The 24,543-nt window shown below is 55.9% G+C and carries 25 protein-coding genes; 12 read left to right on the top strand and 13 right to left on the bottom strand.

Annotated features, from left to right (window positions below):
* Window positions 1-17 precede the first annotated feature (17 nt).
* The 5 genes from rseP to RBB82_RS02220 all read right to left on the bottom strand — a co-directional run bounded on the left by rseP (window position 18) and on the right by RBB82_RS02220 (window position 5,316).
* Window positions 18-1,412, bottom strand: coding sequence for an RIP metalloprotease RseP (gene rseP / locus RBB82_RS02240; protein WP_433973492.1), 1,395 nt, complete (start codon window positions 1,410-1,412; stop codon window positions 18-20).
* 41 nt (window positions 1,413-1,453) lie between these two features.
* A complete protein-coding gene (locus RBB82_RS02235; protein ID WP_433973491.1) occupies window positions 1,454-2,644 on the bottom strand; it encodes a 1-deoxy-D-xylulose-5-phosphate reductoisomerase in 1,191 nt (396 codons plus the stop codon).
* Window positions 2,645-2,749: 105 nt separating this feature from the next.
* The gene (locus RBB82_RS02230) at window positions 2,750-3,295 is read right to left on the bottom strand and encodes a hypothetical protein (RefSeq protein WP_433973490.1); all 546 of its coding nucleotides are present in this window, start codon (window positions 3,293-3,295) and stop codon (window positions 2,750-2,752) included.
* Window positions 3,296-3,305: 10 nt separating this feature from the next.
* Window positions 3,306-4,211 (bottom strand): DUF2092 domain-containing protein, encoded by a 906-nt coding sequence (locus RBB82_RS02225; protein ID WP_433973489.1) that lies wholly within the window; start codon window positions 4,209-4,211, stop codon window positions 3,306-3,308.
* 241 nt (window positions 4,212-4,452) lie between these two features.
* Window positions 4,453-5,316, bottom strand: coding sequence for a phosphatidate cytidylyltransferase (locus tag RBB82_RS02220; RefSeq protein ID WP_433973488.1), 864 nt, complete (start codon window positions 5,314-5,316; stop codon window positions 4,453-4,455).
* Window positions 5,317-5,548: 232 nt separating this feature from the next.
* Between RBB82_RS02220 and RBB82_RS02215 the strand changes: the two genes are divergently transcribed.
* Together RBB82_RS02215 and RBB82_RS02210 are read left to right on the top strand one after the other, a co-directional pair.
* The gene (locus RBB82_RS02215; protein WP_433973487.1) at window positions 5,549-5,998 is read left to right on the top strand and encodes a PadR family transcriptional regulator; all 450 of its coding nucleotides are present in this window, start codon (window positions 5,549-5,551) and stop codon (window positions 5,996-5,998) included.
* Window position 5,999: 1 nt separating this feature from the next.
* Complete coding sequence (locus tag RBB82_RS02210; protein ID WP_433973486.1) at window positions 6,000-6,323, top strand: DUF3861 domain-containing protein; 324 nt, start codon at window positions 6,000-6,002, stop codon at window positions 6,321-6,323.
* A 26-nt stretch (window positions 6,324-6,349) separates the two neighbouring features.
* Here RBB82_RS02210 and RBB82_RS02205 read toward each other — a convergent pair whose 3' ends face one another.
* The 3 genes from RBB82_RS02205 to RBB82_RS02195 form a co-directional block, all read right to left on the bottom strand.
* Window positions 6,350-7,051, bottom strand: coding sequence for a hypothetical protein (locus RBB82_RS02205; protein WP_433973485.1), 702 nt, complete (start codon window positions 7,049-7,051; stop codon window positions 6,350-6,352).
* Between the two features lie 172 nt (window positions 7,052-7,223).
* Window positions 7,224-8,198 carry an isoprenyl transferase gene (locus RBB82_RS02200; protein ID WP_433973484.1) on the bottom strand — a complete coding sequence of 325 codons (975 nt, stop codon included), beginning with the start codon at window positions 8,196-8,198 and terminating at the stop codon, window positions 7,224-7,226.
* 315 nt (window positions 8,199-8,513) lie between these two features.
* Window positions 8,514-9,047 carry a helix-turn-helix domain-containing protein gene (locus RBB82_RS02195; RefSeq protein WP_433973483.1) on the bottom strand — a complete coding sequence of 178 codons (534 nt, stop codon included), beginning with the start codon at window positions 9,045-9,047 and terminating at the stop codon, window positions 8,514-8,516.
* Between the two features lie 214 nt (window positions 9,048-9,261).
* On the opposite strand from RBB82_RS02195, the gene RBB82_RS02190 reads away from it, so the two are divergent.
* Complete coding sequence (locus RBB82_RS02190) at window positions 9,262-9,879, top strand: HD domain-containing protein (protein WP_433973482.1); 618 nt, start codon at window positions 9,262-9,264, stop codon at window positions 9,877-9,879.
* Here RBB82_RS02190 and pncA read toward each other — a convergent pair.
* The gene (gene pncA / locus RBB82_RS02185) at window positions 9,876-10,514 is read right to left on the bottom strand and encodes a bifunctional nicotinamidase/pyrazinamidase (protein WP_433973481.1); all 639 of its coding nucleotides are present in this window, start codon (window positions 10,512-10,514) and stop codon (window positions 9,876-9,878) included. The genes RBB82_RS02190 and pncA overlap by 4 nt on opposite strands.
* Before the next feature lie 67 nt (window positions 10,515-10,581).
* Window positions 10,582-11,055: a hypothetical protein gene (locus RBB82_RS02180; RefSeq protein ID WP_433973480.1), complete on the bottom strand. Its 474-nt coding sequence runs from the start codon at window positions 11,053-11,055 to the stop codon at window positions 10,582-10,584.
* Between the two features lie 128 nt (window positions 11,056-11,183).
* Between RBB82_RS02180 and RBB82_RS02175 the strand changes: the two genes are divergently transcribed.
* The 5 genes from RBB82_RS02175 (at window position 11,184) to RBB82_RS02155 (ending at window position 16,017) form a co-directional block, all read left to right on the top strand.
* Window positions 11,184-12,896 carry an acyl-CoA carboxylase subunit beta gene (locus RBB82_RS02175; RefSeq protein ID WP_433973479.1) on the top strand — a complete coding sequence of 571 codons (1,713 nt, stop codon included), beginning with the start codon at window positions 11,184-11,186 and terminating at the stop codon, window positions 12,894-12,896.
* A 158-nt stretch (window positions 12,897-13,054) separates the two neighbouring features.
* The gene (locus RBB82_RS02170) at window positions 13,055-13,930 is read left to right on the top strand and encodes a hydroxymethylglutaryl-CoA lyase (protein WP_433973478.1); all 876 of its coding nucleotides are present in this window, start codon (window positions 13,055-13,057) and stop codon (window positions 13,928-13,930) included.
* A 19-nt stretch (window positions 13,931-13,949) separates the two neighbouring features.
* Window positions 13,950-14,732, top strand: a complete 783-nt coding sequence (locus tag RBB82_RS02165) for an enoyl-CoA hydratase/isomerase family protein (RefSeq protein ID WP_433973477.1) — start codon at window positions 13,950-13,952, stop codon at window positions 14,730-14,732.
* A gap of 70 nt (window positions 14,733-14,802) precedes the next feature.
* The gene (locus RBB82_RS02160) at window positions 14,803-15,252 is read left to right on the top strand and encodes an acyl-CoA thioesterase (RefSeq protein ID WP_433975461.1); all 450 of its coding nucleotides are present in this window, start codon (window positions 14,803-14,805) and stop codon (window positions 15,250-15,252) included.
* Window positions 15,253-15,279: 27 nt separating this feature from the next.
* Complete coding sequence (locus RBB82_RS02155) at window positions 15,280-16,017, top strand: SDR family oxidoreductase (RefSeq protein WP_433973476.1); 738 nt, start codon at window positions 15,280-15,282, stop codon at window positions 16,015-16,017.
* Between the two features lie 70 nt (window positions 16,018-16,087).
* Here RBB82_RS02155 and RBB82_RS02150 read toward each other — a convergent pair whose 3' ends face one another.
* A complete protein-coding gene (locus tag RBB82_RS02150) occupies window positions 16,088-16,507 on the bottom strand; it encodes a cobalamin B12-binding domain-containing protein (RefSeq protein WP_433973475.1) in 420 nt (139 codons plus the stop codon).
* Between the two features lie 1,150 nt (window positions 16,508-17,657).
* Between RBB82_RS02150 and RBB82_RS02145 the strand changes: the two genes are divergently transcribed.
* The 4 genes from RBB82_RS02145 (at window position 17,658) to RBB82_RS02130 (ending at window position 23,005) form a co-directional block, all read left to right on the top strand.
* Complete coding sequence (locus RBB82_RS02145; RefSeq protein WP_433973474.1) at window positions 17,658-17,897, top strand: acyl carrier protein; 240 nt, start codon at window positions 17,658-17,660, stop codon at window positions 17,895-17,897.
* 493 nt (window positions 17,898-18,390) lie between these two features.
* A complete protein-coding gene (locus tag RBB82_RS02140; RefSeq protein WP_433973473.1) occupies window positions 18,391-20,322 on the top strand; it encodes an HAD-IIIC family phosphatase in 1,932 nt (643 codons plus the stop codon).
* A gap of 140 nt (window positions 20,323-20,462) precedes the next feature.
* A complete protein-coding gene (locus RBB82_RS02135) occupies window positions 20,463-21,563 on the top strand; it encodes an SGNH/GDSL hydrolase family protein (RefSeq protein WP_433973472.1) in 1,101 nt (366 codons plus the stop codon).
* A 2-nt stretch (window positions 21,564-21,565) separates the two neighbouring features.
* Window positions 21,566-23,005, top strand: coding sequence for an MBOAT family O-acyltransferase (locus tag RBB82_RS02130; protein ID WP_433973471.1), 1,440 nt, complete (start codon window positions 21,566-21,568; stop codon window positions 23,003-23,005).
* A 282-nt stretch (window positions 23,006-23,287) separates the two neighbouring features.
* On the opposite strand, the gene RBB82_RS02125 is transcribed toward RBB82_RS02130, so the two are convergent.
* Both RBB82_RS02125 and RBB82_RS02120 read right to left on the bottom strand, forming a co-directional pair.
* Window positions 23,288-23,899, bottom strand: a complete 612-nt coding sequence (locus RBB82_RS02125) for a TlpA family protein disulfide reductase (RefSeq protein ID WP_433973470.1) — start codon at window positions 23,897-23,899, stop codon at window positions 23,288-23,290.
* Window positions 23,900-24,154: 255 nt separating this feature from the next.
* Window positions 24,155-24,514 (bottom strand): hypothetical protein, encoded by a 360-nt coding sequence (locus RBB82_RS02120; protein ID WP_433973469.1) that lies wholly within the window; start codon window positions 24,512-24,514, stop codon window positions 24,155-24,157.
* Between the last annotated feature and the right edge of the window lie 29 nt (window positions 24,515-24,543).

The raw sequence follows: 24,543 nt of genomic DNA, 5'->3' as shown, positions 1-24,543 counted from the left end.
TGCGAAAATCTTCAGATTTACGGTTTGAGTTTGGTGAAGAGATTCAGCTTCGTCAGGTCGTTGAAGATCACAAACGCGAAGAACGCCAGCAGGCATACAAAGGCCACCTGATACACCCGCTCCTTGATCTGCTGATTCACATCCCGCCGCATAATCGTCTCGATCAACAGAAACAGGATCATGCCACCATCGAGAATCGGAATGGGGAGCAGGTTGAAGATCCCCAAATTCAACGAGATATAAGCCATCAATCCGATGAGCGGCATCCACCCCGGCATCTGCGCAGCCTGATGAATCTGCTGTCCAATCCCTATCGGGCTCTGCAGACTCTTGACCGAAACCTGCCGCGTAAACAGCCGCTTAAGAACTTCAACAATCAGCAGCGAACCCTTTTTATTGAACTGCCACGACGCAGCCATTGCCTTGCCCAGAGGCAGACGCTCAACCTTCACCGGCGGCTGAACCGCAACAAAACCAAGCCGATAATCCTTCTCCTTAGGCCCACCAGGAGTCTCTGCAAGCTCAGGCGTGATCTGGATGGGAATCGTCTGAGCGACACCGTCCGCACCAGTGCGCTGGATGAGTAAGGAAGCGGGTTTTCCAGCCTGGTCCTGCAGATATCCAAGCAAAGCCTGAACTGAGTGAAGCTGGAGGCCGTCGATGCTCAGGATCTTGTCGTGCGGCTGAAGACCGGCGCGAGCCGCGGGCATCGTCGGCTCAAGCGAGTCGACCTGGACAGGCGTGGCCTGCATCCTCGGAACGAGTCCCAATTTGTCGAGCGAGAAGTCGTCCGGCGCACCTTTGGATTCAATGAAGAGTTTGGTGTCCGAGCGCTGACCGTCATGAACAAAAGAGAACGGAATGGTTTGATTAAGATTCAGAAGCGAGCGGATGCCAACCTGATCCCACGTGGGGTTCTCAATGCTGTCGTAGTGAACGATGGTATCGCCGCTGCGAATGCCGGCCTTTGCGGCCTGCGTATTGATCGCGATGTAATCCGTGTTGGCCGGGCCATCGATGAACTCCTGCACCTCGTTGTGGAGCATGGAGACGCCGGTCATGAGGCCAAGAGCGAGGATGAAGTTCGCGAAGGGACCAGCGAGGGCTACGAGGATACGCTGCCAGCGTGGATGTGCGTTGAAGTCGCCTGGGTCAGTGGGCGCCACGCTGCCAGGAGAGAGTTCGTTTCCGGAAAAACCCATCTCGCCGGCCATTTTGACGTAACCGCCGAGGGGCACGGCGGCGATCTGGTACTCCGTGTCGCCACGGCGGAAGCCGAAGAGACGCTTGCCAAAGCCGATGGAGAAGACTTCGACGCGAATGCCGCAGAGCTTGGCAACGGCGAAGTGGCCGAATTCATGGACCAGAACCATGATGCCAAGAACGATGGCAAGCTGGATGATTGTTGACATGGAGAGAGCGGGACCTCGTTACCTTTGCTTCGAGTTTATTGCTACCTTCGGGCGCCGGTTAATTGGCGGGCAATCACTTCGCGCGCACACTCACGCGCGGCAAGATCTGCATCTAGCACATCGAGGATAGACGCCGGATGTTTACCGGATGTTAGCTGCAGCACAGTCTCTATTGTACGCGGGATGCCAAGGAAGGGGATACGTCCTTCGAGGAAGGCAGCCACGGCGATCTCGTCGGCGGCGTTGAGGGCGATGCAGGCCTGTCCGCCGACCTCTGCCGCTTCGTAGGCGAGGCGGAGACAAGGGAAACGGCTTAAGTCGGGAACGGAGAAGTCGAGCTGGCTGAGGGTGGTGAGGTCAAAGGTGAGCGCTTCCTTGTCGGTTACGGCGACGCGCTCGGGGTAAGCGAGGGCGTAGAGGATGGGGAGGCGCATGTCGGTGACGGAGATCTGGGCGAGGATACTGCCGTCCACGAACTCGACCAGCGAGTGGACGGTGGATTGAGGGTGGATGGTGGTGCGGACCTGCTTTGCGGGCAGGTTGAAGAGGCGGCAGGCTTCGATGACCTCGAACCCCTTATTCATCATGGTGGCGGAGTCGATGGTGATGCGTTGTCCCATGACCCAGGTCGGGTGTTTGAGTGCTTGCTGCGGGGTGATGTGCTCGAAGTCGGCGAGGGGGGTGTTGCGGAACGGGCCACCGGAGGCGGTGAGCCAGATCTGCTTGACCTCGGCTGCGGTTCCGCCGCGCATGCACTGGTGAATGGCGTTGTGCTCGGAGTCGATGGGAAGGAGCGCGACGCTGTGCTGTTTTGCAGCGGCGATGATGAGCTCGCCGGCGGCAACGAGGCACTCCTTATTGGCGAGGCCGATGGTTTTGCCTGCGCAGACTGCCGCGTAGGTGGCTTCAAGGCCGGCCACGCCGACGATTGCTGAGACGACGAAGTTGACCTCGGGCAAGGTGGCCACGTAGACGCTACCTGCTGTGCCGTGGACGATCTCGATGTTGGTCACGCCCTCGGCTTTGAGACGGGCGGTGAGAGTCGTGGCTAAGCCTTCAGTGGCGAGGGAGATGACCTTTGGACGCCAGCGCAGGCACTGAGCGAATGCTACGTCGATGTTGGTGCCGGCGGCGAGAGAGATGACTTGATAGCGGTCGGGGAAGGATTCGCAGATGGAGAGGGTGCTGTGGCCGATCGAGCCGGTCGAGCCGAGGATCGCTAACTTTTTCACGTTCTTTATTTTCGCAGATTTGAAGACTACGAGCGGAGATGAGTCTTTACTCAGCCTCTAAAGCTTCAGCCAGCCCTCGAAGTTGGCGTTCGAGGGCTGGCTCGGTCATCTTGGTGCGTTAACGACGACATAGGTCGTCGAGCTTCCTGACATTTGTGGCTGATACCATGTGCTTCCGCACTGCTGGTAGGCAAGTCCGTTGACGATTGTAGTAACGCAGCCAGCGGGCGGCTGGTTGACGATGGAACCGACGACTGCGGCCGTTACGACTGCCGTGGCTGTGACTGCAGCAGCAACTGCAACGGGGTGGTAACAGCAACCACCACCGTAATAACCTCCGCCACCGTAGTACCCGCCACCGTGGTAGTTGTTGTTGACATTTACGTTGACGTTGCGGTTCACGTTTACGTTGTTGTTGCGGTTTATGTTGGTATTGTTATTGCGGTTTACGTTGTTGTTTCGGTTCTGGTTAACGTTGCGGGTTTGGGGGGAGTTGACGCTGGATCTGGCGCTGGCACGGTTACCGCCTCCACCACCACCCCGCGCGCCGCCGCCACCACCTCCGCGGCCTCCGCGTTGGGCGGAAAGTGTCATTCCAGATACCAGGATGGCGATGGCGAAGACGGCAAAGAGCTGAGTTGATCGCTTCATAGATATCCCTTTATTTTCCTGTCTTTGTGGCGTCGGAGTTCTCACCTTCGAGGATGACGCGCCTGGCATCAGGCGGCGGATCGAAGGCGAAGGCGCCGTCGTTGAATGACGGTGCGAGGTTCCAGGTGAGCGTGTCGCTGTGCTGCGGCCTGGCTTCGTCGGTCAGGGTCGTGATGACGAGCTTGCGCGGCAGAGGAAACTCTCCGAGCTGAATCCAGAGCTGCCAATCGACACCTTCCTGGTGGAAGGCATAGTGTTCACAGGTGACACCGTCCACTGCGCTGGGGCCAATGTCGATTGCGGTTTTGATCTTTTTGATATCGTCGTCTTTTGTGCCCCAGTTATAGAGGTCGTACAAGGGCAGTTCGATGTCGTATTTTTCAATGGCGTCTTCGAAGAGTTGACCGATGGTTGGCGGGGCGGGAACGGTAGCGTAATAGTTGACGAGCTTACCCCAGACGGTGAAGTTTTTGCCATCGTAAAGATATAGCCTGTGCTGATCGTCGGAGGTGACCTCGATCCGCATACGATTGGGCCGTGCGAGGAGGTAATCGACCTTGCTGGTGGATTGAACGATCAATCCGTCGTCGAGGACGTCATCCTCGGTGACATTGTCGATGATCTGGTACGACTTTAGCGTGTGTAGATAGGCGGCCATTTTTTTTACCGCATCTATGGCGTCGGGATCGATGGAGGAAGCTGGGTTGGAGGACGCCTCTTTTGCTTCGGGCTGCTGTCCGCTCTTTGCGAAGACGTGCGATCCGACTGGCAAAGAGAGGATGGTCGCTACTGTCGCGGTCAAGATCGCAAGCTTGCTCGTCGTCTTAGGAATGAGCCAGGTTAGTTTCGAATCAGGCTGAGGGGTGGGTGAAGACTCTGGAGCCGAGTGGGGGGAAGATCTCTCGAATAAGCTCATATCTTTTCTTTCTACCTCGCGAATTTTTCGGGTGAAAGTGCAGATTTGTTTGGCTAGATCATGTGCAAGGCAGACGGTAGGCCTATCGTACAGGCGGAACAATTGGACCTTAGCCCTATTAGGGCAGAGGTAGCCGACGCCGTAAGTCCTCGACCTGCTGGCACCAAGCTACTTGTTGGAGCCCGAAGTCGATAACTGTTAAAAGTAGTAGGTTGACCTTGGACGTTGGCGGATGGAGTAGCTAGAAGCGGCCAAGATTGAAGTGGTCTTTCAGCAGCAGGGCGAACCAGAGGACGGGAGCAGCGAGCAGGAGCGCGTCGATGCGGTCGAGGATGCCGCCGTGACCGGGAAGCATGGTGCCGGAGTCTTTGACGCCAGCGCCGCGCTTGATGGCTGATTCAAGCAGATCGCCCAGCTGGGCTGCGACGTTGAGGATCGCAGCGAGCAGGAGCGACTGCCAGATTGGTTCGGAGATGTGAAGAAGGGTATTGCCGCGAGCGGTGAGGGCGTCGGCGATGGCAATGACAATGCTGGCTGCCAGCATGCTACCGACAATCGAAGCGATGGAGCCAACCCATGTCTTGCCCGGACTCAGGCGGGGTGCGAGCTTGCGCTTGCCAAAGGCGCGACCGATGTAAAGGGCGGCAATGTCGCCTGTCCAGACACAGACCATCAGGAAGAGGACCAGGGCGGGACCGTCTTCTTGCTTCCAGAGGAGAGGAACGAGGGTGAGTGGATAGGCGATGTAGATGAGGCCGAAGAGGCCTTGGGCTGTGTCGGGTAGTACCTGAATAAGGGGGGCGCGGAATCCGTTCCAGGCGAAGAGGATTAGGGTAAGACCGCTGAGGACTGGTAACTGCGATTCAACCGGCACGTTGGGTAGCGTTACAACGAAGGCGAGGGCGGTGCCAAGGGCCATCCACCAGACGGGGATGCGGAGGGTGGCACCGTGGGCTTCGGCGCCGACTGCGGCAAGTTTTAGATATTCGTAGGCGGCCAGCTCGGCCACAATAGCGGAGAAAAGGGTGATCATCCAGAGCTGCCCGAAGAAGATGAGAGCGAAGACGGCGAGGATGAGGACTGTGGCGGTAAGAATGCGTTTCATGCTGGCTTGAACAGGATATATCGAATGATCGGAATATATTTTATTTTATATCTTGACATGTTTAGATATATCTTATTACTATCTGGACATGAGAATACTACATCAACATTTCAGAGGTTTCTGCGGAGAAGAAGAAAGCCGCGGAGAGAGACATAGGGACGATAAACATCGGGGAGGATTTGGCGATTTCGGAGGTGCGCGGCATGGGTTTCGCGGCGGTCGAGGAGGGCCGATGCGGTTCTTCGGTGCGGGGGACCTGCGGTACGTGATTTTGCAACAGATCGCAGAGAAGCCGAGCCACGGGTACGAGATCATCAAGTCCATTCAGGAGCGGCTGGGAGGGACGTATGCACCGAGCCCGGGCGTGGTGTATCCGATGCTGACGATGCTCGAAGAGATGGGACACGCAACTGTGGTTTCGGACGGCGCAAGGAAGCTCTACACGATTACCGAGGAGGGCTCAAAGTCGCTGGCGGAGAACAAGTCCATGGTAGAAGCGATCTTCGCGAGGATGGATCGGACACGCAGCGAACAGGGAAGCGATCGCGCGCCGCAGATTGAACGGGCAGTCGAAAACTTTCGCATGGCGCTACGAATGAAAAAGGGACCGCTGACAACCGAACAGATTCATGCGATCACCGACATCATCGATGCCGCAGCGAAGCAGATCGAGAGGGCTTGAGATGAACTCTTACCGCTACAAAATTACGGTTGAAGCGCTGACGGGAGCGAAGGGAGAGCCGGTGGAAGGACGGACTCTTTCCTTTGAAGCCGCAAACCATGACGACATTCTTGGGATCGTGGAGCGGATGCGGGCTCGGTTGCCGTTTGATGGCGATACGGTCGCATCTCTTGGCATTGGCCTGAAGCTGTTTTCAGAGGTTGCGCTGATGCAGAGCAATGACCCGATGTTTGCCACGGTTCGTCCGGCGTTGGGGGAGTTTGTCCGCGGGTTGAAGCAGCTGCCCGAAACCGTCGTGACTGACGGTCCGGGCGGGTTGCTTTAGGCTAGTTGATTCGAGACTCAGGGCGGTTAGCCGCCCGCGCACTGGGATAGAGGGATGTTGTTTGCGTTGCAAAAGGCATCCTGCGAGGATTTCTGATTGGCCAACTCGTGGTGCGCGATAAGTACACCTGCGACGGCAGCGCCGCCGACGACCCCGGTGAGGATCAGTATTGATCTGGTGGTGTGGTATTTGGGGGCGGTGGTGAGGTCAGCAGTCTCGTCTGAAGAGAGCGGCTGACCGGCGACGACCTTGACTCGGCTTACAAGATTGGTCTCCGCGATAGTGACCCAGCGCGCTAATACCTGGTTCTTACCCGTAACATTTACGGGCGAGGTAATGGTCCAGAGAGCGATATGGGATTTGGGGTCGAGGATAGTGAGCTGAAAGGCTGGGCTGGAGACGGAATAGACGCCCACGCGATTCCCGGTCACATCAGTAATAGGGGCGATGTCTTTAAGCTTGAAGACGAGATCGGCTTGATCTGGGGAGTTGACGAGCTTGTAGCGGCCCCAGGTCTGCAGGGCCGCGTAGACATCGTTGAAGGCTTTGGTTTCGTCGATGGGGAAGTTGGGGTCGGCGCCGGAGTTGGTGAGGAAGATGGTTTGGGCTTGTTGGATCTGGGATGGGACGGGGTCCGTCGGGGTAGTTGATTGAGCAAGAGCCAGTTGAGTGGAGACGAGAACCGAGGCAAGAGAAAAGCAGAGCAGCTTACGTAACAGGGTATTCATGATTTCCTTCCTTTGACTTCTTTTCCTCTGGTTCATTGAAACCATGAAGTCAAGGGAAGTTGTATCGTGAATGTGCTAAATGCGCTGATAGTAAAAAGGTTGCACGGTTTAGAGAGATTATATCCGCAGGAGTATGCGCTCTTTTTACGCGGCTTGTCGCGGGTAGAAAATTTCAGCGGCGAGTGAGGACTGCGTCGGGTTTTGCTTCGGACTTAGTCTCTGATTTGGGGATAAGGCGATCCTTGATCTCGGCGGCGACCTCTTCTGCAGGTTGCAGGTTGTCGAGGTCTTCGTCGGTGAAGCTTTCGCCAAGGCCACCGAAGCGGCGTTCGCGGTGTTGATAGGCGTTGATCGCTTCGAGAAGATGGAGGCCGTTGAAGTCAGGCCAGAGGCGGTCGGTGACAAATATTTCGGAGTAGGCGATCTGCCAGAGGAGGAAGTTGGAGATGCGCTGTTCGCCGGAGGTGCGGATGACGAGGTCGGGGTCGGGCATGTGCGCGGTGTAGAGGGCGCGAGCGACGCTCGACTCGTCAAGGGATTCCAGAGCGCCTGCACCGAGGAGATCCTCGACGGAACAGCCGCGGGTGTGGGCTTCGGTGGTGAGATCGGTGAGGATGCTGCGGACTGCATCCACGATCTCGGAGCGGGCACCGTAGTTGAGAGCCAGGGTGAGGGTTGTGCCGGTGTTCTTTGACGTGGCTTCGGATGCCCACTGCATGGTGTCCTGAACCTCTTGCGGGAGGTCGTGGGTGCGGCCGATATATGCCATGCGGACGTTATTGTCGTTCATGCGCTTCACGTTGCCGACGAGGTAGCTCTTGAGGAGCTTCATCAGGAAGCTGACCTCAGATTTTGGGCGGCGGAGGTTGTTTTCAAGCGAGAAAGCGTAGAGGGTGAGCCAGGGCAGGTTGATACGCGAGGCTGTTTCAACCACGTACTGCACGGATTCGGCACCCTTTTGGTGGCCGAGGAAGCGCTTGAGCGCGCGTTTGCCGGCCCACCTGCCATTACCGTCCATAATGATGGCGATATGCTGGGGAATCTTTGCTGGATCTAGCTGGCGGTAGATACTCTGCTCGTCCGGAGAGAGCTCATGGCTGCGATTAGGGACGCGGCTGTGATTCGATAAAGGTGTTGATGCGCGCAAAGCGACCTCGCAGATATTGACGCTAGCACACCGATGTGGGGTGTGCAATGAACGCCTCTATCTTGAAGAGCCTAAAAAGTGATCATTGACGCGGATCTGTGCCAGAACTTGCGGTTGTTCTCAGCCAATCGCCGGTCGCATGGGCTACCCGTTTTCGGATGACTTAGCTGCCCATCGATTGGACCTGGGTGGAGTTTTTTGTTGTAGTAACGCTCAGCGCAGCTTTTTGCTCATGAGCGCTGGACGGAGAGGAGAGCGCTTTTGTTGGTTACAGCGCTCTCCATGGAGGTGGCGATCGGAGCTGCAGGCCGCTATCTAGGCGGTACGACGGCGTCCGGCGGCGAGCTCGCGAACATGGTTCAAGAAGATGGAGCGTTGCAGTTCGTCGAGCTGCGATGTATACAGTGCGATCTCGGCGAGGAATGGATCGGTCATGAGGACCGCAGTCTCATCGCGGTGACGTGTGTTGGAGTCGCGCAGCAGGGCGGAGATGTCGACCTGGAGAGCGCGGGCGAGACGGTCGAGCGAGGACAGGGTTGGCATGGCCTTGCCGTTCTCGATCTTGGAGATATAGGTGCGTGGCACTCCCATACGCGCTGCAAGCTGACGCTGCGATAGATTGCGCACGTGGCGCAGGTCGCGAACGGCGTGGGCTACTTGCAGGCCGCCTTCCTGGGGTGTGGGTGGGGGAACCAGCGCCAGTGGTGCGGGAGCCGGTTCGGGCTCTTCGACCTCGAGGCATTTGTGGCAGCGGCGGCACAGCGTGTTGGCTGTCCGGAACTGCACCAAACTGCAGTGGTCGCAACGTAGTACCTCACGTTGTTCGACAGGTGCCATCATGGTTGCCATAAGTTGTCTTGTAGCGAAGGGACCCAGAGCAAGGACCCACACATGTCCGATAACGGAGCGTGTGATGTGCCTAGATTGACACTGGTGTACTTTGGAGTCAAGGGGAAACCCGCTGATTCGGCTAAAAAGACCTAAAAAAACCGAAGATGAACCAAGTTGGTAACTTGTAAAGGTGGAAGCGAGAGCTTAGGCGAGAGAAAGAGGGGAGTGCTGGATGGCTGGAGAGTTTGGGCGAGCGCAGGCATTGGAGTTGTTGCAAGAATGGACCAGGGGCGAGAGTTTGCGGAAGCACGGCATGGCGGTATCCATTTGTACCGAGTCATATGGTGCGCTGGAGGCCGCGAGGTTGGGGCTGAGTGGGGCTGACGCCAATTCGTTGGTCGAGATGTATGCGAGCGCGGGCCTGCTGCACGATATGGACTATGAGCGGCACCCTAATTTGGATGAGCATCCGTTTGTGGGCGTAAGTCGGCTACGCGAGTTGGGGTGGCCAGAAGTGGTGCTTCATGCGATTCTCGCGCATGCGGACTACTCTGGGACGCCGCGGGAAACGCATCTGGATAAGGCGCTATTTGCCTGCGATGAGCTTGCAGGGTTTCTGACCGCGTGTGCGCTGGTAAAACCGAGTAAGTCAATTCATGACGTCGAGGTGGCTGGCGTGAAGAAGAAGATGAAGGACAAAGCGTTTGCGCGGGCGGTGCTGCGAGAGGATATTACCGGTGGTGCGGAGCTGTTGGGGCTAAGCGTAGAGGAGCACGTAGGGAACTGTCTACGGGCGATGCAGGCTCGGGCTGGCGAGTTGGGACTCGCGGGCAGCGGGTCAGCCGACTAGCGCGTCAGCAGGTCATTTGAGCGAATGCGAGGGATGCTGGCTGTGGCCAACTCGGCGTTGGTGGCGTCGACGGAGCCAGGTAAGTTGACTGGTCGACAGGCGTCTTCGATGACGATGGTTTCGAAGCCGAGGGCTTTGCCGTCGATGGCGGAAAAGCAGACGCAGAAGTCGTAGGCGAGGCCGCAGAGGAAGAGGCGTTGTAGGTTACGTTCGCGAAGGTAGCCAGCGAGTCCTGTCGGGGTGCAGCGGTCGTTTTCGAGGAACGCCGAGTAACTGTCGATGTGTCGGCGGAATCCTTTGCGTAGGATGAGCTCGGCGTGTGGGATTTTTAGATCTGGGTGGAAGGCTGCGCCTTCTGTGTGTTGGAGGACGTGTTCGGGCCACAGGGTCTGGGGACCGTAAGGAGCTTCGATGGTTTCGAACGGTTGCTTGTTGGAGTGGGTGGTCGCGAAAGAGATGTGCTGGGCGGGGTGCCAGTCCTGGGTGAGGATGACGTGATCGAATTTCTTTGCGAGGGTGTTGATAAGGGGAATGATGGTGTCGCCATCTGCTATAGCTAAGGCGCCCCCGGGCGTGAAGTCGCTTTGGACGTCGATGACGAGGAGTGCGTCGGTCCGTTGCTTAGGTATAAGCATCTTCCTTCGAAGATATAGCAGAGGCGGGACAGCACTTACTTCTCACAGATTTGAACTATGCAACGAGTTACGGTTTTAGGTTTTTGGTGTCCTGGATGGTGCCGATTTTGATGTCTGAGTTTTTGCAGTTTTTGTCGAGGCAGAAGCCTGTGATCCATACTTCGCCGTCGCCGATCATGACACCTTGAGAGTTGACGAAGAGAGCGTCGTATTTCTGCTTATAGATGGCGGCTGCGATGTCTGGCGTGATGATTTGGTCGTAGTCCTTGATGAATGCCTTCGGGTTTTTGATGGTGATGGGGTGCTTGCCCGGATTGACTTTTATGGGGTAGTGGACGAGCGCGGCGACGGCAGCGGCGTTGTGTTGAGAGACCGCTTGTTGAAGCTCGGTTAAAAGATGTTGGACCTTGACGTGACTGCTGACGGAGAGATCGATGGATTTATCGAGGTCGGTCGGGGCGGTTTGGGCGGTTCCAAGAGTGGATAAGAGGGGCGTACCGGCGAGTAGGATCAGGGTTGCAAGCTGAGTGCGGATGGTCATTCCGTCTCCGTATAAATGATCTGGATTTGTATCGAAGATAGCCTACACGTGTTCGGGCAAGACGGTGAGTGCAATGTATAGCTAAGATGCTAAGCTGACATGTTTTTGAACGATGCAGGGGCGGAGGATTGAAGTTGGAGAGTTTGCTGGGGTCGAAGTTGGATGTGAAAGCGGCACGGTTTGGTTCGAATCAGGCGGCACTAAGGGTGCTGATGGCGGCGTTGCGCGCTGAGGAGAGTGAGATTCGGCTGGGTGGCGGTGCGAAGGCTGCAGAGGCGCAGAAGGCCAAGGGCCGGTTGACCGTACGTGAGCGATTGGCGTTGCTGCTTGATGAAGGTTCGGAGTTTCTGGAGCTTGGGCTTTGGGCGGCGCATGGAATGTACGGGGAGTACGGCGGGGCACCCGCAGCCGGAGTGGTGACTGGGCTGGGAAGGGTGAGCGGACGGCTGTGCATGATCGTCGCGAATGACGCGACGGTGAAGGCGGGAGCGTTTTTTCCGATGACAGCGAAAAAAGTACTGCGCGCGCAGACGATTGCGCTGGAGAATCGGATCCCGACACTGTATCTGGTGGACTCAGCTGGAGTATTTCTGCCGCTTCAGGAGGATGTGTTTCCGGATACGGACGACTTTGGCAGAGTATTTCGCAACAACGCGGTGATGAGTTCGCTTGGCGTGCCGCAGATCACTGCAATTATGGGGATGTGTGTGGCGGGCGGCGCATACCTGCCGGTGATGACCGATACGGTATTGATGACGGAAGGCAGCGGGCTGTTTCTGGCCGGGCCGTCGTTGGTGCAGGCGGCGATTGGACAGAAGACCGGGGCGGAGGAGTTGGGTGGGGCGGCTATGCATGCTGAGATCTCGGGGACAGTGGATTTCAAAGAGCCGAACGACCATTTGTGTCTTGCTCGGTTACGCTCGCTGGTGGGAAAGATCGGTTCGCCGGCGAAGGCTCCATTTAGTGTTGTCGACTATGACGCTGCTAAGGACGCGCCGAAGTTTGTTGCGGAGGATTTGTACGGGTTGATCGATCCCGATCCGGCGAAGGCTGCCAGCAATGTATATGACATGCGCGAAGTGATTGCTCGGATCGTCGATCGGTCGGAGTTCGATGAGTACAAAGCGGATTTTGGACGGACGGTGCTGTGTGGGTATTCGCGAATTGGCGGTCGTGCCGTGGGAATTGTGGCGAACCAGAAGATGCATCAGTCACAGACGGTGGCAGTTGGTCCGCAGGCAGGGGAGAAGCGGACGGAGTTTGGCGGAGTGATCTATACCGAGAGTGCGCAGAAGGCGGCGCGGTTCATTATGGATTGCAACCAAAATTTAATTCCTCTGATCTTTCTTCATGATGTGAATGGGTTCATGGTGGGAAAGGATGCGGAGTGGAGTGGGATCATTCGCGCAGGCGCGAAGATGGTGTCTGCGGTGAGTACTTCGGTTGTGCCGAAGATAACCGTCATTGTCGGCGGGAGCTTTGGCGCGGGGCACTATGCGATGTGCGGGAAAGCTTATGATCCGCGATTTTTATTCGCGTGGCCGACGGCGCGGTATGCGGTGATGAGCGGTGCAAGCGCAGCGAATACGCTGGCCGAGGTGAGAGCGAAGCAAATGGAGCGTGGGGGAAAGGTGCTCTCGGAGGAGGAGAAGAAGGCACTCTATGACGAGATCAAGTCTTCGTATGATGCGCAGGCCGATCCGAGATATGGTGCAGCGCGGCTTTGGATCGATGCGATTATTGATCCGGTGAAGACGCGGGACGTGTTGATCACTGCGCTGGAGGCGGCTAGTTTGAATCCGCAGGTGGCAAGGTTTAATCCGGGAGTTTTGCAGACGTGATCTCGCGGCGCACGTGGTAACAACAGATTCCTCCGCTTCGCTGCGGAATGACAAGCAAGAAACAAGCAGCAGCAAAAGCGAAATGCAGGAATTCTCTCTGCTACGCTCAGAATGGCAAAAGTTTAAGGTGATTGGTAAACGAAGATTAGGAGTTGAACGTGGCAACGAATGTAGTGAAGATTATCGAGTGTCCGCGGGATGCTTGGCAGGGTTTGCCGAAGAATATGCCGGCGGAGGTGAAGGCGGACTATCTGCGGGTTTTGATCGCTGCTGGCTTCAGGCATATCGACGCTGTAAGTTTTGTTTCGCGATCAGCAGTGCCGCAGATGGCGGACTCGGAGTTGGTGCTGGAGTATCTCGATCCGCCGGATGATGTGGAGATCATCGGGATCGTCGTGAATGCCAAGGGCGCGGAGCGGGCGGTGAAGACTGGAAGCGTGCAGACGCTAGGGTTTCCCTATTCGGTGTCGCCAACGTTTTTGCAACGGAATCAAAACCAGACGCCGGAAGAGTCGCTGGAGGAGTTGGAGAAGATTGGCACGCTGGCCTACAAGGCGGGGATGGATGTGGTGGCGTATATCTCAATGGCGTTCGGGAATCCCTATGGTGAAGCCTGGGACATTGATGAGGTGGTGGCGGCATGCGATCTGCTGTCAGATAACGGCGTGACTCAGATCTCATTGGCGGATACGGTCGGGCTGGCAACGCCGAAACAGGTGAGTGATCTCGTCGCAGATGTGCTTGCGGTGCATGAGGGGACAGAGATCGGAGTTCATCTGCATGCGAGACCGGATCAGACTGCAGAGAAGATTCGAGCGGCATATGAGGCTGGGTGCCGTCGGTTCGATGCTGCGATTGGCGGCTTGGGTGGGTGTCCGTTCGCACAGGACGCGTTGGTAGGGAACGTTGCGACGGAGGTTCTGCTTGCGCAGTTGAAGGAGTTGGGTGCAGAGCTGGAACCGTTTCGTCCGCTGGATGGGCTGTTGGCAGCCAGTGCGGAGATCTCGCGAAAGTATGGGGAGAGGGTGCAGTGAAGCACGTTGGGGAGGGTTCGTGAGTTATTCGACGATCTTGGTGACAGAGGAATATGGTGTCTGCACGATTACATTAAACCGCCCCGAGCGGCGGAATGCGTTGACGCCAGAGATGCAACAGGAACTAATTGCAGCGATGCGCGAGGCGGCAGCGGGAGACTGTCGCGTGGTGGTGTTTGCTGGAGCAGGTGAGTCGTTTTGTGCAGGGCTTGATCTGAGTGCCCTCCAAGGTATGAATGACAGGTCAGCGGCGGAACATGAAGAGGACTCCGAACGAATCGCGTTATTGTTTCGGACGCTGTATGACCTGCCGAAGCCGACGATTGCAGCGGTTCATGGCGCGGCAGTAGCTGGGGGGACGGGGTTGGCTACGATGTGCGACTTCACACTGGCCGTGCCGGGCGCCAAGTTTGGGTATACGGAGGTGAGAATCGGATTCGTGCCCGCAGTGGTATCAGCGTTTCTTGTGCTTCAAATTGGAGAGAAGGCGGCGCGGGACCTGCTGTTGACGGGGCGGTTATTTACGAGTGAGGAAGCGGAACGATTGGGACTGGTGAATGAGGTCGTGCCGCTCGATAAGCTGGCCGCTCGAACTGTGGAATTGGTGAGTGTGCTAAAGACGAATAGCCCTGAGGCGCTTACCGCTACAAAGCGGCTTTTGCGTGCACAGAGTAAGGCCTGGTTGGATTCGGCAATTGCAGAAGCATTGGCAGCGAGCTCAGAAGCGCGTACGACGCATGACTTTCGAGAAGGTGTTGCGGCGTTCCTGGAGAAGAGGAAGCCTGTTTGGGGAACGACTTAACTAGGAGTCCTGACCCAGGACATCGGTCTGAATCGCGGTTCAGATTCGGTAGACTATCAGGATGACTGAAGTGTTGGCAGCGAGACATGTTGGTGAGGCGCGGGTGCGGGTGCGGTATGCCGAGACCGACCAGATGGGGGTGGTGTACCACTCGAACTACCTGATCTGGTTTGAGGTCGGGCGGGTGGAGCTGATTCGCAGCATGGGGTTGGACTACAAGCGGATGGAAGCGGAAGAGGGCTGCGGGATCGCGGTTGTGGATGTGCATGTCAGGTATCGTGCTCCGGCGCGGTACGACGATGAGTTGGTGGTGGAGACGCGGCTGTTGGCGGCGCGGGGCGCTGTGATCCGGTTCGGGTATAAGGTGCTGCGGGTAACGGATGGTGTGCTGCTGTGCGAAGGGGAGACGGTTCACGTCGTTGTAGGCAAGGATATGAAGAAGCAGAGTCTGCCGCCGAAATACGCGGAACGTTTTGGTGCTTATCTGAAGTCTCGGGCATCTCATACCGAGGTGGTTTGAAGTCAGACTAGAGGATGAGGTGAGTTGATGAGCACTGACAAGAAGGTTGCGCTGATTACGGGTGGAAACAAGGGGATTGGGCTGGAGACGGCTCGGCAGTTGGGGAAGCTTGGGATTACGGTGCTGATTGGTGTTCGCGATGAGGCCAAAGGTGCGGCTGCGGTTACGGAGCTGAAGAAGGATAGCGTCGAGGCTCGGGCGGTGAAGCTGGATATGGAAAACTCGGCCGATTTTGCGGCGGTTGCCAAGTTAATCGAGAAGGACTACGGAAGGCTCGATATTCTGGTGAATAATGCGGGCATCTTCCTTGATGGCCGGAAGGCGAATGAGACCTCGACGACTTCGAAAGATGTTTTGCAGAAGACGTTCCAAACGAATTTTTTTGCTGTGGTGGAGCTGACTCAGACTCTGCTGCCGCTCCTCAAGAAGAGTCTCGGTGGCCGGATCGTGAATCTTTCGAGCATTCTAGGTTCGAATACGCTGCATGCTACGCCGGGGTCTTATGTCTACGATGCGAAGACGTTTGCGTATGACGCTTCGAAGGCTGCGCTCAACTCTTTCACTATTCATCTCGCTCATGAGTTGAAAGATACAAAGATCAAGGTGAACTCTGCCCACCCCGGGTGGGTGAAGACGGATATGGGCGGTGAAGGCGCACAGCTCGACATCGAGACGGGCGCGAAGACCTCGGTGGAGTTGGCGACGCTGCAGGATAGCGGGCCGAATGGCGCTTACGTCCATTTGGGGAAGCCGTTGCCCTGGTAAGGAAGGCGGTTCGCGCTCTCGCGCGAATGCCCACATCTCAGAGTCGAGATGTGGGGCGCCCGAGTTGTTGCTAGATCGTCAGGAGGCGGCGAGGTTTTACATGCTCGCGGATGAAGTTTATGGTGGTTTCAAGCGGCGTTCCCGGCCCGAAGATGGCCGAGACGCCGTTTTCTTTTAGTTTGGGCTGGTCTTCGTCGGGGATGGTGCCGCCCAGAACGAGGAGTATGTCTTCGGCTCTTTGTTCGCGCAGGAGGGTGGTGATGCGCGGGACGATGACGTTATGTGCTCCGGAGAGGATGGAGAGGCCTATGCAGTCAACGTCCTCCTGGATGGCGGCGGAGACGATCATCTCCGGGGTTTGGCGGAGGCCGGTGTAGATGACCTCCATCCCTGCGTCGCGGAGGGCGCGGGCGATGATCTTTGCGCCACGGTCGTGGCCGTCGAGGCCGGGTTTTGCGACCAGAACACGGATTGGAGGAGTGGATGGCATCGGGTTCTGAGTATATCGGGCTCTGTTGGCTGCTGGGTACCCCCCTCCCCCTTGGGTATCTTGCGGGGAAGTAGCCTGTTTTGTTTAGTTTAGAAAGTGCGTGTGACTGTAAGATATTGATTCTGTTTGGGTTGCGCGCAAGATATCTGGAATCAGATAGTTATGGTCGGGTTTCGAGATGAGCCCGGCCATCGAGTATTTTTCTTGCGATGTCTGCCCCTCTCTAAATGATTTGCCTTCCTTCTTTAATTATAGGGAGTTGGAGGGGGTAGATACGCCAACGGAATCGCCTGTGTTGGCGTGGGGTTTCGCTACTTAGGGGCTTGACAGGATTTTCGGTACGTACGAGGAGGGACGTGCCGGGACCTCAGCACGCGTCGGGTTTCGGGGTCCGATTGCGTCTCACGTTGGGATGGCGCGAGCGATATTCCGTGTCCGTTTAGTGCAAATTCGTGGTGCTTCGATGGTGATTGGGTGGTGAAGCGTGGAGTTATCGCTGGTGTAAGTGTCGGGTTGTATGTCGAGATAGCGTGCGATCGTTTGGGAGTGTGAATCCAGAATGGCACAGATTGAGAGCCTGCCTGCGAATGGGGTTTACCCAGGGAACGGGCAGAGCGGCGATATCAGTTCTGAGAGGAATTTCTTGAGACCTGTGGGACCATAGAGAGCTTGACAGAAACTGCTTCAGCGGGGGACCCAAAGGGATCAAATCTACAAATTCAAATTGCAGTGAAGCCTTTGCTCGCAACAGAAGTCTTCGACGGGAGACTTTCTCGTTTTGATTACTCTGGCGATACTTACGAATCACTTGCCCGCGAAGTCGGCAAAGTCGGAAGCGTGTTTCACTTTCCAAAATTGCCGTTATGAAACAAGACGCACGCGCAGTGGTGGGCAGTTTCTTCAGTGGCAACTAAGCCCAGCCTCTCATAGAGAGAGCGAGCCGATGTGTTCGCTCTCAGAACGGAAGAAACAACACTGCATTTGTGCGGATTCAGATGTCGGAGAGTTTCATCGGTCGGCTGACTCGGCACGATAAACTTTGTTAGGCGGACCATGAGCGCAGATGTTTTGCTCTCTGAAATTTAATGCGTCTGCTCTGATGTGGGTAGCAGAGTGTACTCTACATCAGAGAGTCAGGAGATTTTTCAGGATGGATGAACAGCAGATATACGCTCAACTTTCGACGGTATTCGAAGATGTCTTCGATGACGATACGGTTGAGCTTACGCCTCAATTGTCAGCAAAAGATGTGAGCGGTTGGGATAGTGTTTCTCATATTCGCCTGATACTTACCGTTGAGAGGAAGTTCAAGGTCAAGTTTTCTACTTCTGAGATCGGTAAGCTGGAAAATGTTGGCGATCTTGTGAGCCTTATTAAGGCGCGGGCATAGGCCAACTCCTTGGGGCAATTTATGCTCTTACTTGAAGTGCGGGTACTTAAGGACGAGGAAGTTCAGTTACCGATACATTCACTCTACGCAGACCATATGGCTACTCGCCTGACTGGAGTGCTTGGCAGTTTGCAACTGTATTTGAACCAGTTGTTGACAAAACCTGTCAGGGACGTGAGTATGGGTTAATAGCTTTAGACTCAACTTTCAACGTATTTGAAAGGCGTCTTCGATGACAATTCAACTGAGCTTACCCACGAATTATTAGCAAGAGATGCGTACGGGTGGGATAGTCTTACCTCGATCTGCCTGATATTTACCGTTGAGAAGAAGTTCGACATCAAGGCTTCTACATCTGAGATCGGCAAGCTGGAAAATGTTCGTTATCTTATAGGTCTTATTTCAAGGCGTAGGCATAGACCAAGCCTCGGACAATCTACGCTCTTATTTGGCACAGCATAAGTTACATAAGGACGAGGACGGTAAGTTACCGATGAATTCACTCTACTCGGATTTACAGTGGCTACCCCGCGCACCCGCAGATTTCTCCGCGAGGCTAAAAGCGTTGAACGATTCTGCTGCCCCTCTGGGGCGCGAATTGCAATCCCTTGCACAGTTTGGATTGGACCTGAACCAGTTGACGAAATTGGCCAAGGTGATCACGCGTAGACAATCGGAGAACAAGTCTCTCGATCCGCTTGTGCCGTTCCGGCTGGCGGTTCTTAGCAACGCGACGATCGACTTGCTTGTCCCGGCCCTGGTGGCGAGCGCCGCGCGGCGCGGTATCGCGCTTGAAGTCATCCAGCCTTCGTACGATCAGGTAGCGCAGGAGGCTCTTACTCCAGATTCAAAGATCAACAGTTCAAAGCCGGATGCAGTGCTTCTGGCCATTGACTATCATGCGTTGCCTTTGAAGTTGTCCCTGGGGGACCCGGACGCCTCCTCTGCAACAGTGCAGGGAGTGATGGGCTACTTGCAGGCCCTGCGCGATGGCATCAAGACGAACTCGAATGCGGTGTGCATCTTTCAGACGTTCGCACCGCCTGTCGAAACTCTCTTTGGGAGTCTCGACCGCGCGTTGCCTGGCACTCTTAGAAGCCTGATCGACGGCATCAACCGCGAACTTGCGGCGTATGTGCTCGGCTCGGGAGATGTGCTCTTCGATCTAGCCGGACTTGCAGAGACAGTCGGGCTGGCGGACTGGCACGATACGCAGTTGTGGAACATGGGCAAGTTTTCTTTTTCCGATTCGCTCATACCTCTTTACTCCGATCATGTGGCGCGAAAGGTCGCGGCCATCCGCGGTAAGAGCGGGAAGGTACTGGTTTTGGATCTCGACAACACCGTGTGGGGTGGTGTGATAGGAGACGACGGTCTGGAGGGCATCAAGATTGCGCAGGGCGATGCTCGTGGGGAGGCGCATCTCGCGGTGCAACGGATGGCGCTCGATCTGCGGCAACGCGGCATCGTATTGGCTGTGTCCTCAAAGAATACTGACGAGGTGGCGCGGCAGCCGTTTCTGAAACATCCCGAGATGCTGCTTAAGCTGGACCACATCGCGGTCTTTCAGGCTAACTGGAATGACAAAGCAACAAACCTGCAAGCGATAGCCGACGAGTTGTCGCTGGGGATCGACTCGCTCGTGTTTCTCGATGACAATCCAGCAGAGCGCGGCCTGGTGCGCAAACTGCTTCCGCAGGTGTCCGTACCTGAACTTCCGGAAGATCCGGCTTATTACGCGCGGACCCTTGCTGCTGGCGGCTACTTCGAGGCGGTTGCGTTTGCGAGTGAAGACCTGAAGCGCGCCGGGTTCTATCAGGACAACGCCAAGCGAGCGGACTTGCAAAAACAGGTTGGCGGCGTTGATGCATACCTTGCTTCGCTGGACATGACCATTACCTTTCAGCCTTTTGATGACGCTGGAAGGGCGCGTATTGTTCAACTCATCAATAAGTCGAATCAATATAACCTCACGACTCGCCGCTACACTGATCCTGAGGTTGCTGATGCGGAGAACGATCTAGCCGTCTTCACGCTGCAAGTGCGGCTGGACGATATCTTCGGCAACAACGGCATGATCAGCGTAGTCATCTGTCGCCCATGGGACTCTGAAACATGGGAGATCGACACGTGGTTGATGAGTTGCCGCGTGCTCGGACGCAAAGTGGAACACATGGTTCTGCGTGAGGTTCTGAAGCATGCACGTGCAGCCGGCGTTCGGAGTCTGTATGGAACGTATCGTCCGACGGATCGCAACAAGCTGGTAGTGGAACACTATGCCAAGCTCGGGTTTACCAAAGTGGTGGAAGAAGAATCCGGACTGACACGTTGGGAATTGACGGTCGAGGGCGCAGAGCCGGAGAGTGCACCGATGAAAGTGGTTTCGCAGGGGTTTGCTGCGGTCCATGAAGAATCTTTAACTTAAATATGACTCAATCGGATCGTAACGACCCAGGAATTACAACAGAGGCCAGGTTGCCGCGGCGGGATTGGATAATCTTACCCGCGCTTGGTCTGCTGACTATTTGCTTCACATTGGCGTGCACGGAGCTGGTGGGATCTCGGATGTTTCCGAGGAATAAAACCCCTGTGCAGGACTGCCTGAATCTCCATTTTCCTTCGACGGGTGTGCAAGCTATTCCAAACTGCACCGTGTGGGCTCGTGTGCCGGAAGGCCCGCTGGTGGAGAACAAGTTGAATAGCTGCGGTCATCGGGCGGGCGTCGAGTGTGGGGCTCAGTCACCGGATGCATACAAGATTGTGTTGATCGGTGGTTCGATGGCGTTTGGGTATGGCGTGGCAAGGGAGAACACCTTTGCCGCGGAGCTCCCTGTGCAACTTTCGCACCTGACGGGACGCAAGGTTGAACTCTATAACGAAGGCCAACTGTGGGGGTTTGGGTCGGTTCTTAACTTCCACATGAGGGATGTTTTGGCGGCGCATCCCAGTATGATTCTTTGGGTGTTTACCCCCGTGGATATAACGGCTGACCTGCCGACATTGACTGATTCAGATCGTGCAATGCGCAAGTCTGACGGGAACGATGCCGTCCCGGTGCAAGCACACACAAGTTCAAGGTCCAACGGCTGGGATGTGATCAAGTCCGCGTTCGCCGGAAGATCGGTTTCGGAAGCCTTACGAAAACTCTTTGACGATACGCGATCGATGTTGCTTCTGAGGCACTTGATGTATCAGAGTCAAAGTCTTTATGTGAAGGCTTCGGTATCGGGGGGAGCTAATGAGTTTCTCAGAGCCGATCAGAACCCGCAATGGCAGACTCGCTTTCAGCATATAGACGCGCTTGCTGCGGATATCGAAGGGCAAGCGAGGGCGGCAGGCGTGCCTGTGGCAGCAGTGTTACTTCCGAATCGCGCCCAGGCCACGTTGATCTCAAGAGGCGACTGGCCAGCGGACATCGACCCCTACAAGGTGGACGATCAGCTTCGCTCCATCATGACGAGCCACGGTGTGGCTTACATCGACATCATGAGAGACTTTCGTGCGATACCTAACCCAGAGAAGGATTACTTCGCAGTGGATGGCCATCCTAACGCCGATGGTCATGCGGTCATTTCGAAACTTCTAGCCAAGGAACTGACCAACGGGGAGGTGCCTGCGCTCAATCCGGCATCGTCGCCGCTGGCTGCATCGATGGTGGGCAAATAACGATGGATAGCGCGTCATTTCAGTTCGTGGCCTTCGGCCTAGCCGTCGCTTTGATTTCGAATCTGAGCCGATCTCGGGTCTGGCGTTCGATTGTGCTCATGACGGCCAGTGTTGTCTTTCTAGGACTGCTGGCGCACAACCCGATTGTCTTTTTGCCGCTGTTCGGCTTTCTGCTGCTGGGTTATGTCGGACTTGTTCTTCTGGAACGCGGCTGGTCGCGATCGTTTCTCGTAAGCCTGCTGGCTGTGCTACTCGCCTATGTCTGGCTGAAGAAGTACACCTTTCTTCCGGGCGGAAGCTTTTTACACTTTTCTTATTTCACTCTTGGACTTTCCTATATTTTCTTTCGTGTTCTTCACTTATTGATTGAAGCGAAAGACAACCGCGAGAGACAGCAGCATATCGGCATTTTTGCTTACCTGATCTACACGCTTAACTTCACAACACTTGTTTCCGGGCCGATCCAGCGGTTTGACGAGTTCTCCAGGGACCAGTTTGCTGAAGAACCAATCCCGCTTGGGCCGCGCGTAATCGGCCTGCAACTGGAACGGATCGTTCGCGGCTTCTTTAAAGTCAATGTGTTGGCAATGTTGTTCGATGCGGTGCGATCCGATGCGCTGACGCAGATCTCTCAACCGTTACCACTGTCGCTCAAGCTGTTTGCCGCCTTCCGGTTGGTTATCGTGTACCCATTGTTTCTGTATGCGAATTTTTCCGGCTATATCGACATTGTGATCGCACTGGCACGGTTGATGCGCGTTGAACTCCCGGAAAACTTCAATCGTCCCTTCTCGGCGTCCTCGTTTCTGGATTTCTGGAGCCGGTGGCACATGACGCTATCCAACTGGCTGAAGACATATGTTTACAACCCGCTGCTGGTGGCGCTCATGCGACGCATCTCATCGCTGACCCTGGAGCCGTACCTCGCTGTCATTTGTTTCTTCGTGACGTTCTTTCTGATTGGTATCTGGCATGGACGGACTACGGAATTCGTCGTCTTCGGCGTGTTGCAAGGGGGAGGGGTCGCGATCAACAAGCTGTGGCAGGTATGGCTTACCAGTCGCCTGGGCCGCAAGGGCTATAAAGCGCTGGCGGCAAACCCAATCTACATTGTGTTTGGCCGAGGCCTGACCTTCAGCTGGTTTGCATTTACGCTCTTCTGGTTCTGGGCAGACTGGAAGCAGATTGATCAGGTCTTTGCTGCCTTGACTGCCGCACAATGGCTTGGAGTCTGGGCGACGGTGTGGCTTTTTGCCGCAGCGGTATTGGCATCGTGGGAGTGGCTTCGAGCGGCTCTGCTGTCGATCAAGTTATCTGATGAGCCACTGCTCGACAGTCGTTATGCGCGAGTGGTCTACGCCAGTGCATTGGGGCTGGTGGCTTTTGTCGTGACCGTCTTGCTTAACCAGCCCGCTCCCGGGATCGTCTACAAAGCATTTTAGGTATGCCGTCAGCAGTTCCGCAGTAGAAGATTGAGACTGGGAAAGGCCTTGGCTGAATCGAGGATGGCGCGTGGGAGAATCTGGTGTTAGTGCCGGCTTGGCCGTCAAGATCGACGTGATCGTTTGGGAGTGTGGGTCGAGGACGACGTTGCGGATGGATCGAGGAGATCGCGCTTAGCTTGTGAAGTGGCGTTATCTGGCGGCTGCACGACAGTTGTTAACTTTCGCAGAGAACGTCGATAACGGGGCACCTCACTCTCAATGCTTTCTCCCGACAGGCCACTACTGCGGAGCGCCCTCCTGCAACAACTTCTGAATATTCGCTTCGAAGCTCTCCTTGTCGGCCATACCGACGTGCGCGACTGCGACCCTGCCCTCACGGTCGATCAGCCAGGTGACTGGGATCGTCTTCAAGCCGAATTGCGGCACTAGATAGTCGTTGCCAAGCACCACCGTGTAGTCCATCTTCTTCTGTTCCATGTACGGCTTGACCGAAGTCAGACCATCCTTGTCCATGGAGACGCCGACTACAGTCAGTCCCTTCTCTCCATACTTCTTCGAGAATTCGCTGTACCAGGGAACCTCAAACTGGCAGGCCGCACACCAGGTCGCCCAGAAGTCGAGCAGAACAACCTTGCCCTTGTATCCGGACAGACTCACGGAATGGCCCTGGGTATCGTTCAGCGTAAAGTCTGGCGCAGCCTTCCTTTGGTCTGCCGGGGTGAGGGTGTCGGGAAGTCCTTTAACTGGAACCGTTATCACCTGCGTTGTTGTCGTCTGGGCAGCCTGGGCCCGAACCGATCGAGCCATCACACACGCACCAGCCAGCGTCGCTCCGCACGCTGCGGCAAAGATCCATCGCTTCCACGGTAGGGTTTGAACAAGCTTCATCATCCGCTCCTTATGGCAATTTTCTTCGTGGTGTAGAACGCAGATTCCCTTCGGGAATGACAAACAAAAAAAGGCGAAAGCGACTACACCAACTACGGCATTACTCTAAAAAAAATAGAGAGATAGCGTTGCAGCAAGATGCCGTCCGGACTCTTCTTTCTTTGATGCCTATTTTCCTCTTCGAGTATCTACCGCAGAAAAATCCTGCCAACTGTCGATTCGTTGGCGAGGACAGGCGGCTGCTCCCTGGTGGGTGGCTTAGTTGCGTCTGGTGGCGATGTACTTGGATCCGGCGGCGCGGATTCTGGTGACGTCCTTGGGGTGGAGAAGGATCGAAAATTGAGGGCCGTTGTCTACGGTAGCCACATTAGAGCCTTGAATGGTTACGTCGTTGGGGCCGAGGTTTCGGATATCGACGAACCAAGCGACACCGTTGTTGTCGGGCCCTGGAACCTTTACGGGCAGACCTACTACGTCATGGGGGCTGAGGAGTTCGATCATCTCTCCGCGAGCAGCGACGGTAATCGACGCGCTATGGACAAGGCGGACGACGGTCTGTGGTGTGTTGCTTTGAAGTTGCCAGCCGAAGACTGCGAGGTAAAGCAGGAGCGTTTTCATTTGTTACAGATCCCCGTATTTGTTGGTGC

Source organism: Tunturiibacter lichenicola (genome assembly GCF_051013355.1).
In the GTDB taxonomy this organism is placed as follows: domain Bacteria; phylum Acidobacteriota; class Terriglobia; order Terriglobales; family Acidobacteriaceae; genus Edaphobacter; species Edaphobacter lichenicola_F.
The sequence above is the reverse complement of the archived record's forward strand: the minus strand, read 5'-3'. Positions and strand labels throughout refer to the sequence as shown.

Excerpts from the sequence above, each read along its gene's own strand:
- rseP (WP_433973492.1), bottom strand. The coding sequence starts at position 1,412 with ATGTCAACAATCATCCAGCTTGCCATCGTTCTTGGCATCATGGTTCTG.
- RBB82_RS02230 (WP_433973490.1), bottom strand. The coding sequence starts at position 3,295 with ATGAAGCGATCAACTCAGCTCTTTGCCGTCTTCGCCATCGCCATCCTG.
- RBB82_RS02225 (WP_433973489.1), bottom strand. The coding sequence starts at position 4,211 with ATGAGCTTATTCGAGAGATCTTCCCCCCACTCGGCTCCAGAGTCTTCA.
- RBB82_RS02220 (WP_433973488.1), bottom strand. The coding sequence starts at position 5,316 with ATGAAACGCATTCTTACCGCCACAGTCCTCATCCTCGCCGTCTTCGCT.
- RBB82_RS02215 (WP_433973487.1), top strand. The coding sequence starts at position 5,549 with ATGCGGTTCTTCGGTGCGGGGGACCTGCGGTACGTGATTTTGCAACAG.
- RBB82_RS02210 (WP_433973486.1), top strand. The coding sequence starts at position 6,000 with ATGAACTCTTACCGCTACAAAATTACGGTTGAAGCGCTGACGGGAGCG.
- RBB82_RS02205 (WP_433973485.1), bottom strand. The coding sequence starts at position 7,051 with ATGAATACCCTGTTACGTAAGCTGCTCTGCTTTTCTCTTGCCTCGGTT.
- RBB82_RS02195 (WP_433973483.1), bottom strand. The coding sequence starts at position 9,047 with ATGGCAACCATGATGGCACCTGTCGAACAACGTGAGGTACTACGTTGC.
- RBB82_RS02190 (WP_433973482.1), top strand. The coding sequence starts at position 9,262 with ATGGCTGGAGAGTTTGGGCGAGCGCAGGCATTGGAGTTGTTGCAAGAA.
- pncA (WP_433973481.1), bottom strand. The coding sequence starts at position 10,514 with ATGCTTATACCTAAGCAACGGACCGACGCACTCCTCGTCATCGACGTC.
- RBB82_RS02180 (WP_433973480.1), bottom strand. The coding sequence starts at position 11,055 with ATGACCATCCGCACTCAGCTTGCAACCCTGATCCTACTCGCCGGTACG.
- RBB82_RS02155 (WP_433973476.1), top strand. The coding sequence starts at position 15,280 with ATGAGCACTGACAAGAAGGTTGCGCTGATTACGGGTGGAAACAAGGGG.
- RBB82_RS02150 (WP_433973475.1), bottom strand. The coding sequence starts at position 16,507 with ATGCCATCCACTCCTCCAATCCGTGTTCTGGTCGCAAAACCCGGCCTC.
- RBB82_RS02145 (WP_433973474.1), top strand. The coding sequence starts at position 17,658 with ATGGATGAACAGCAGATATACGCTCAACTTTCGACGGTATTCGAAGAT.
- RBB82_RS02140 (WP_433973473.1), top strand. The coding sequence starts at position 18,391 with ATGAATTCACTCTACTCGGATTTACAGTGGCTACCCCGCGCACCCGCA.
- RBB82_RS02135 (WP_433973472.1), top strand. The coding sequence starts at position 20,463 with ATGTTTCCGAGGAATAAAACCCCTGTGCAGGACTGCCTGAATCTCCAT.
- RBB82_RS02130 (WP_433973471.1), top strand. The coding sequence starts at position 21,566 with ATGGATAGCGCGTCATTTCAGTTCGTGGCCTTCGGCCTAGCCGTCGCT.
- RBB82_RS02125 (WP_433973470.1), bottom strand. The coding sequence starts at position 23,899 with ATGATGAAGCTTGTTCAAACCCTACCGTGGAAGCGATGGATCTTTGCC.
- RBB82_RS02120 (WP_433973469.1), bottom strand. The coding sequence starts at position 24,514 with ATGAAAACGCTCCTGCTTTACCTCGCAGTCTTCGGCTGGCAACTTCAA.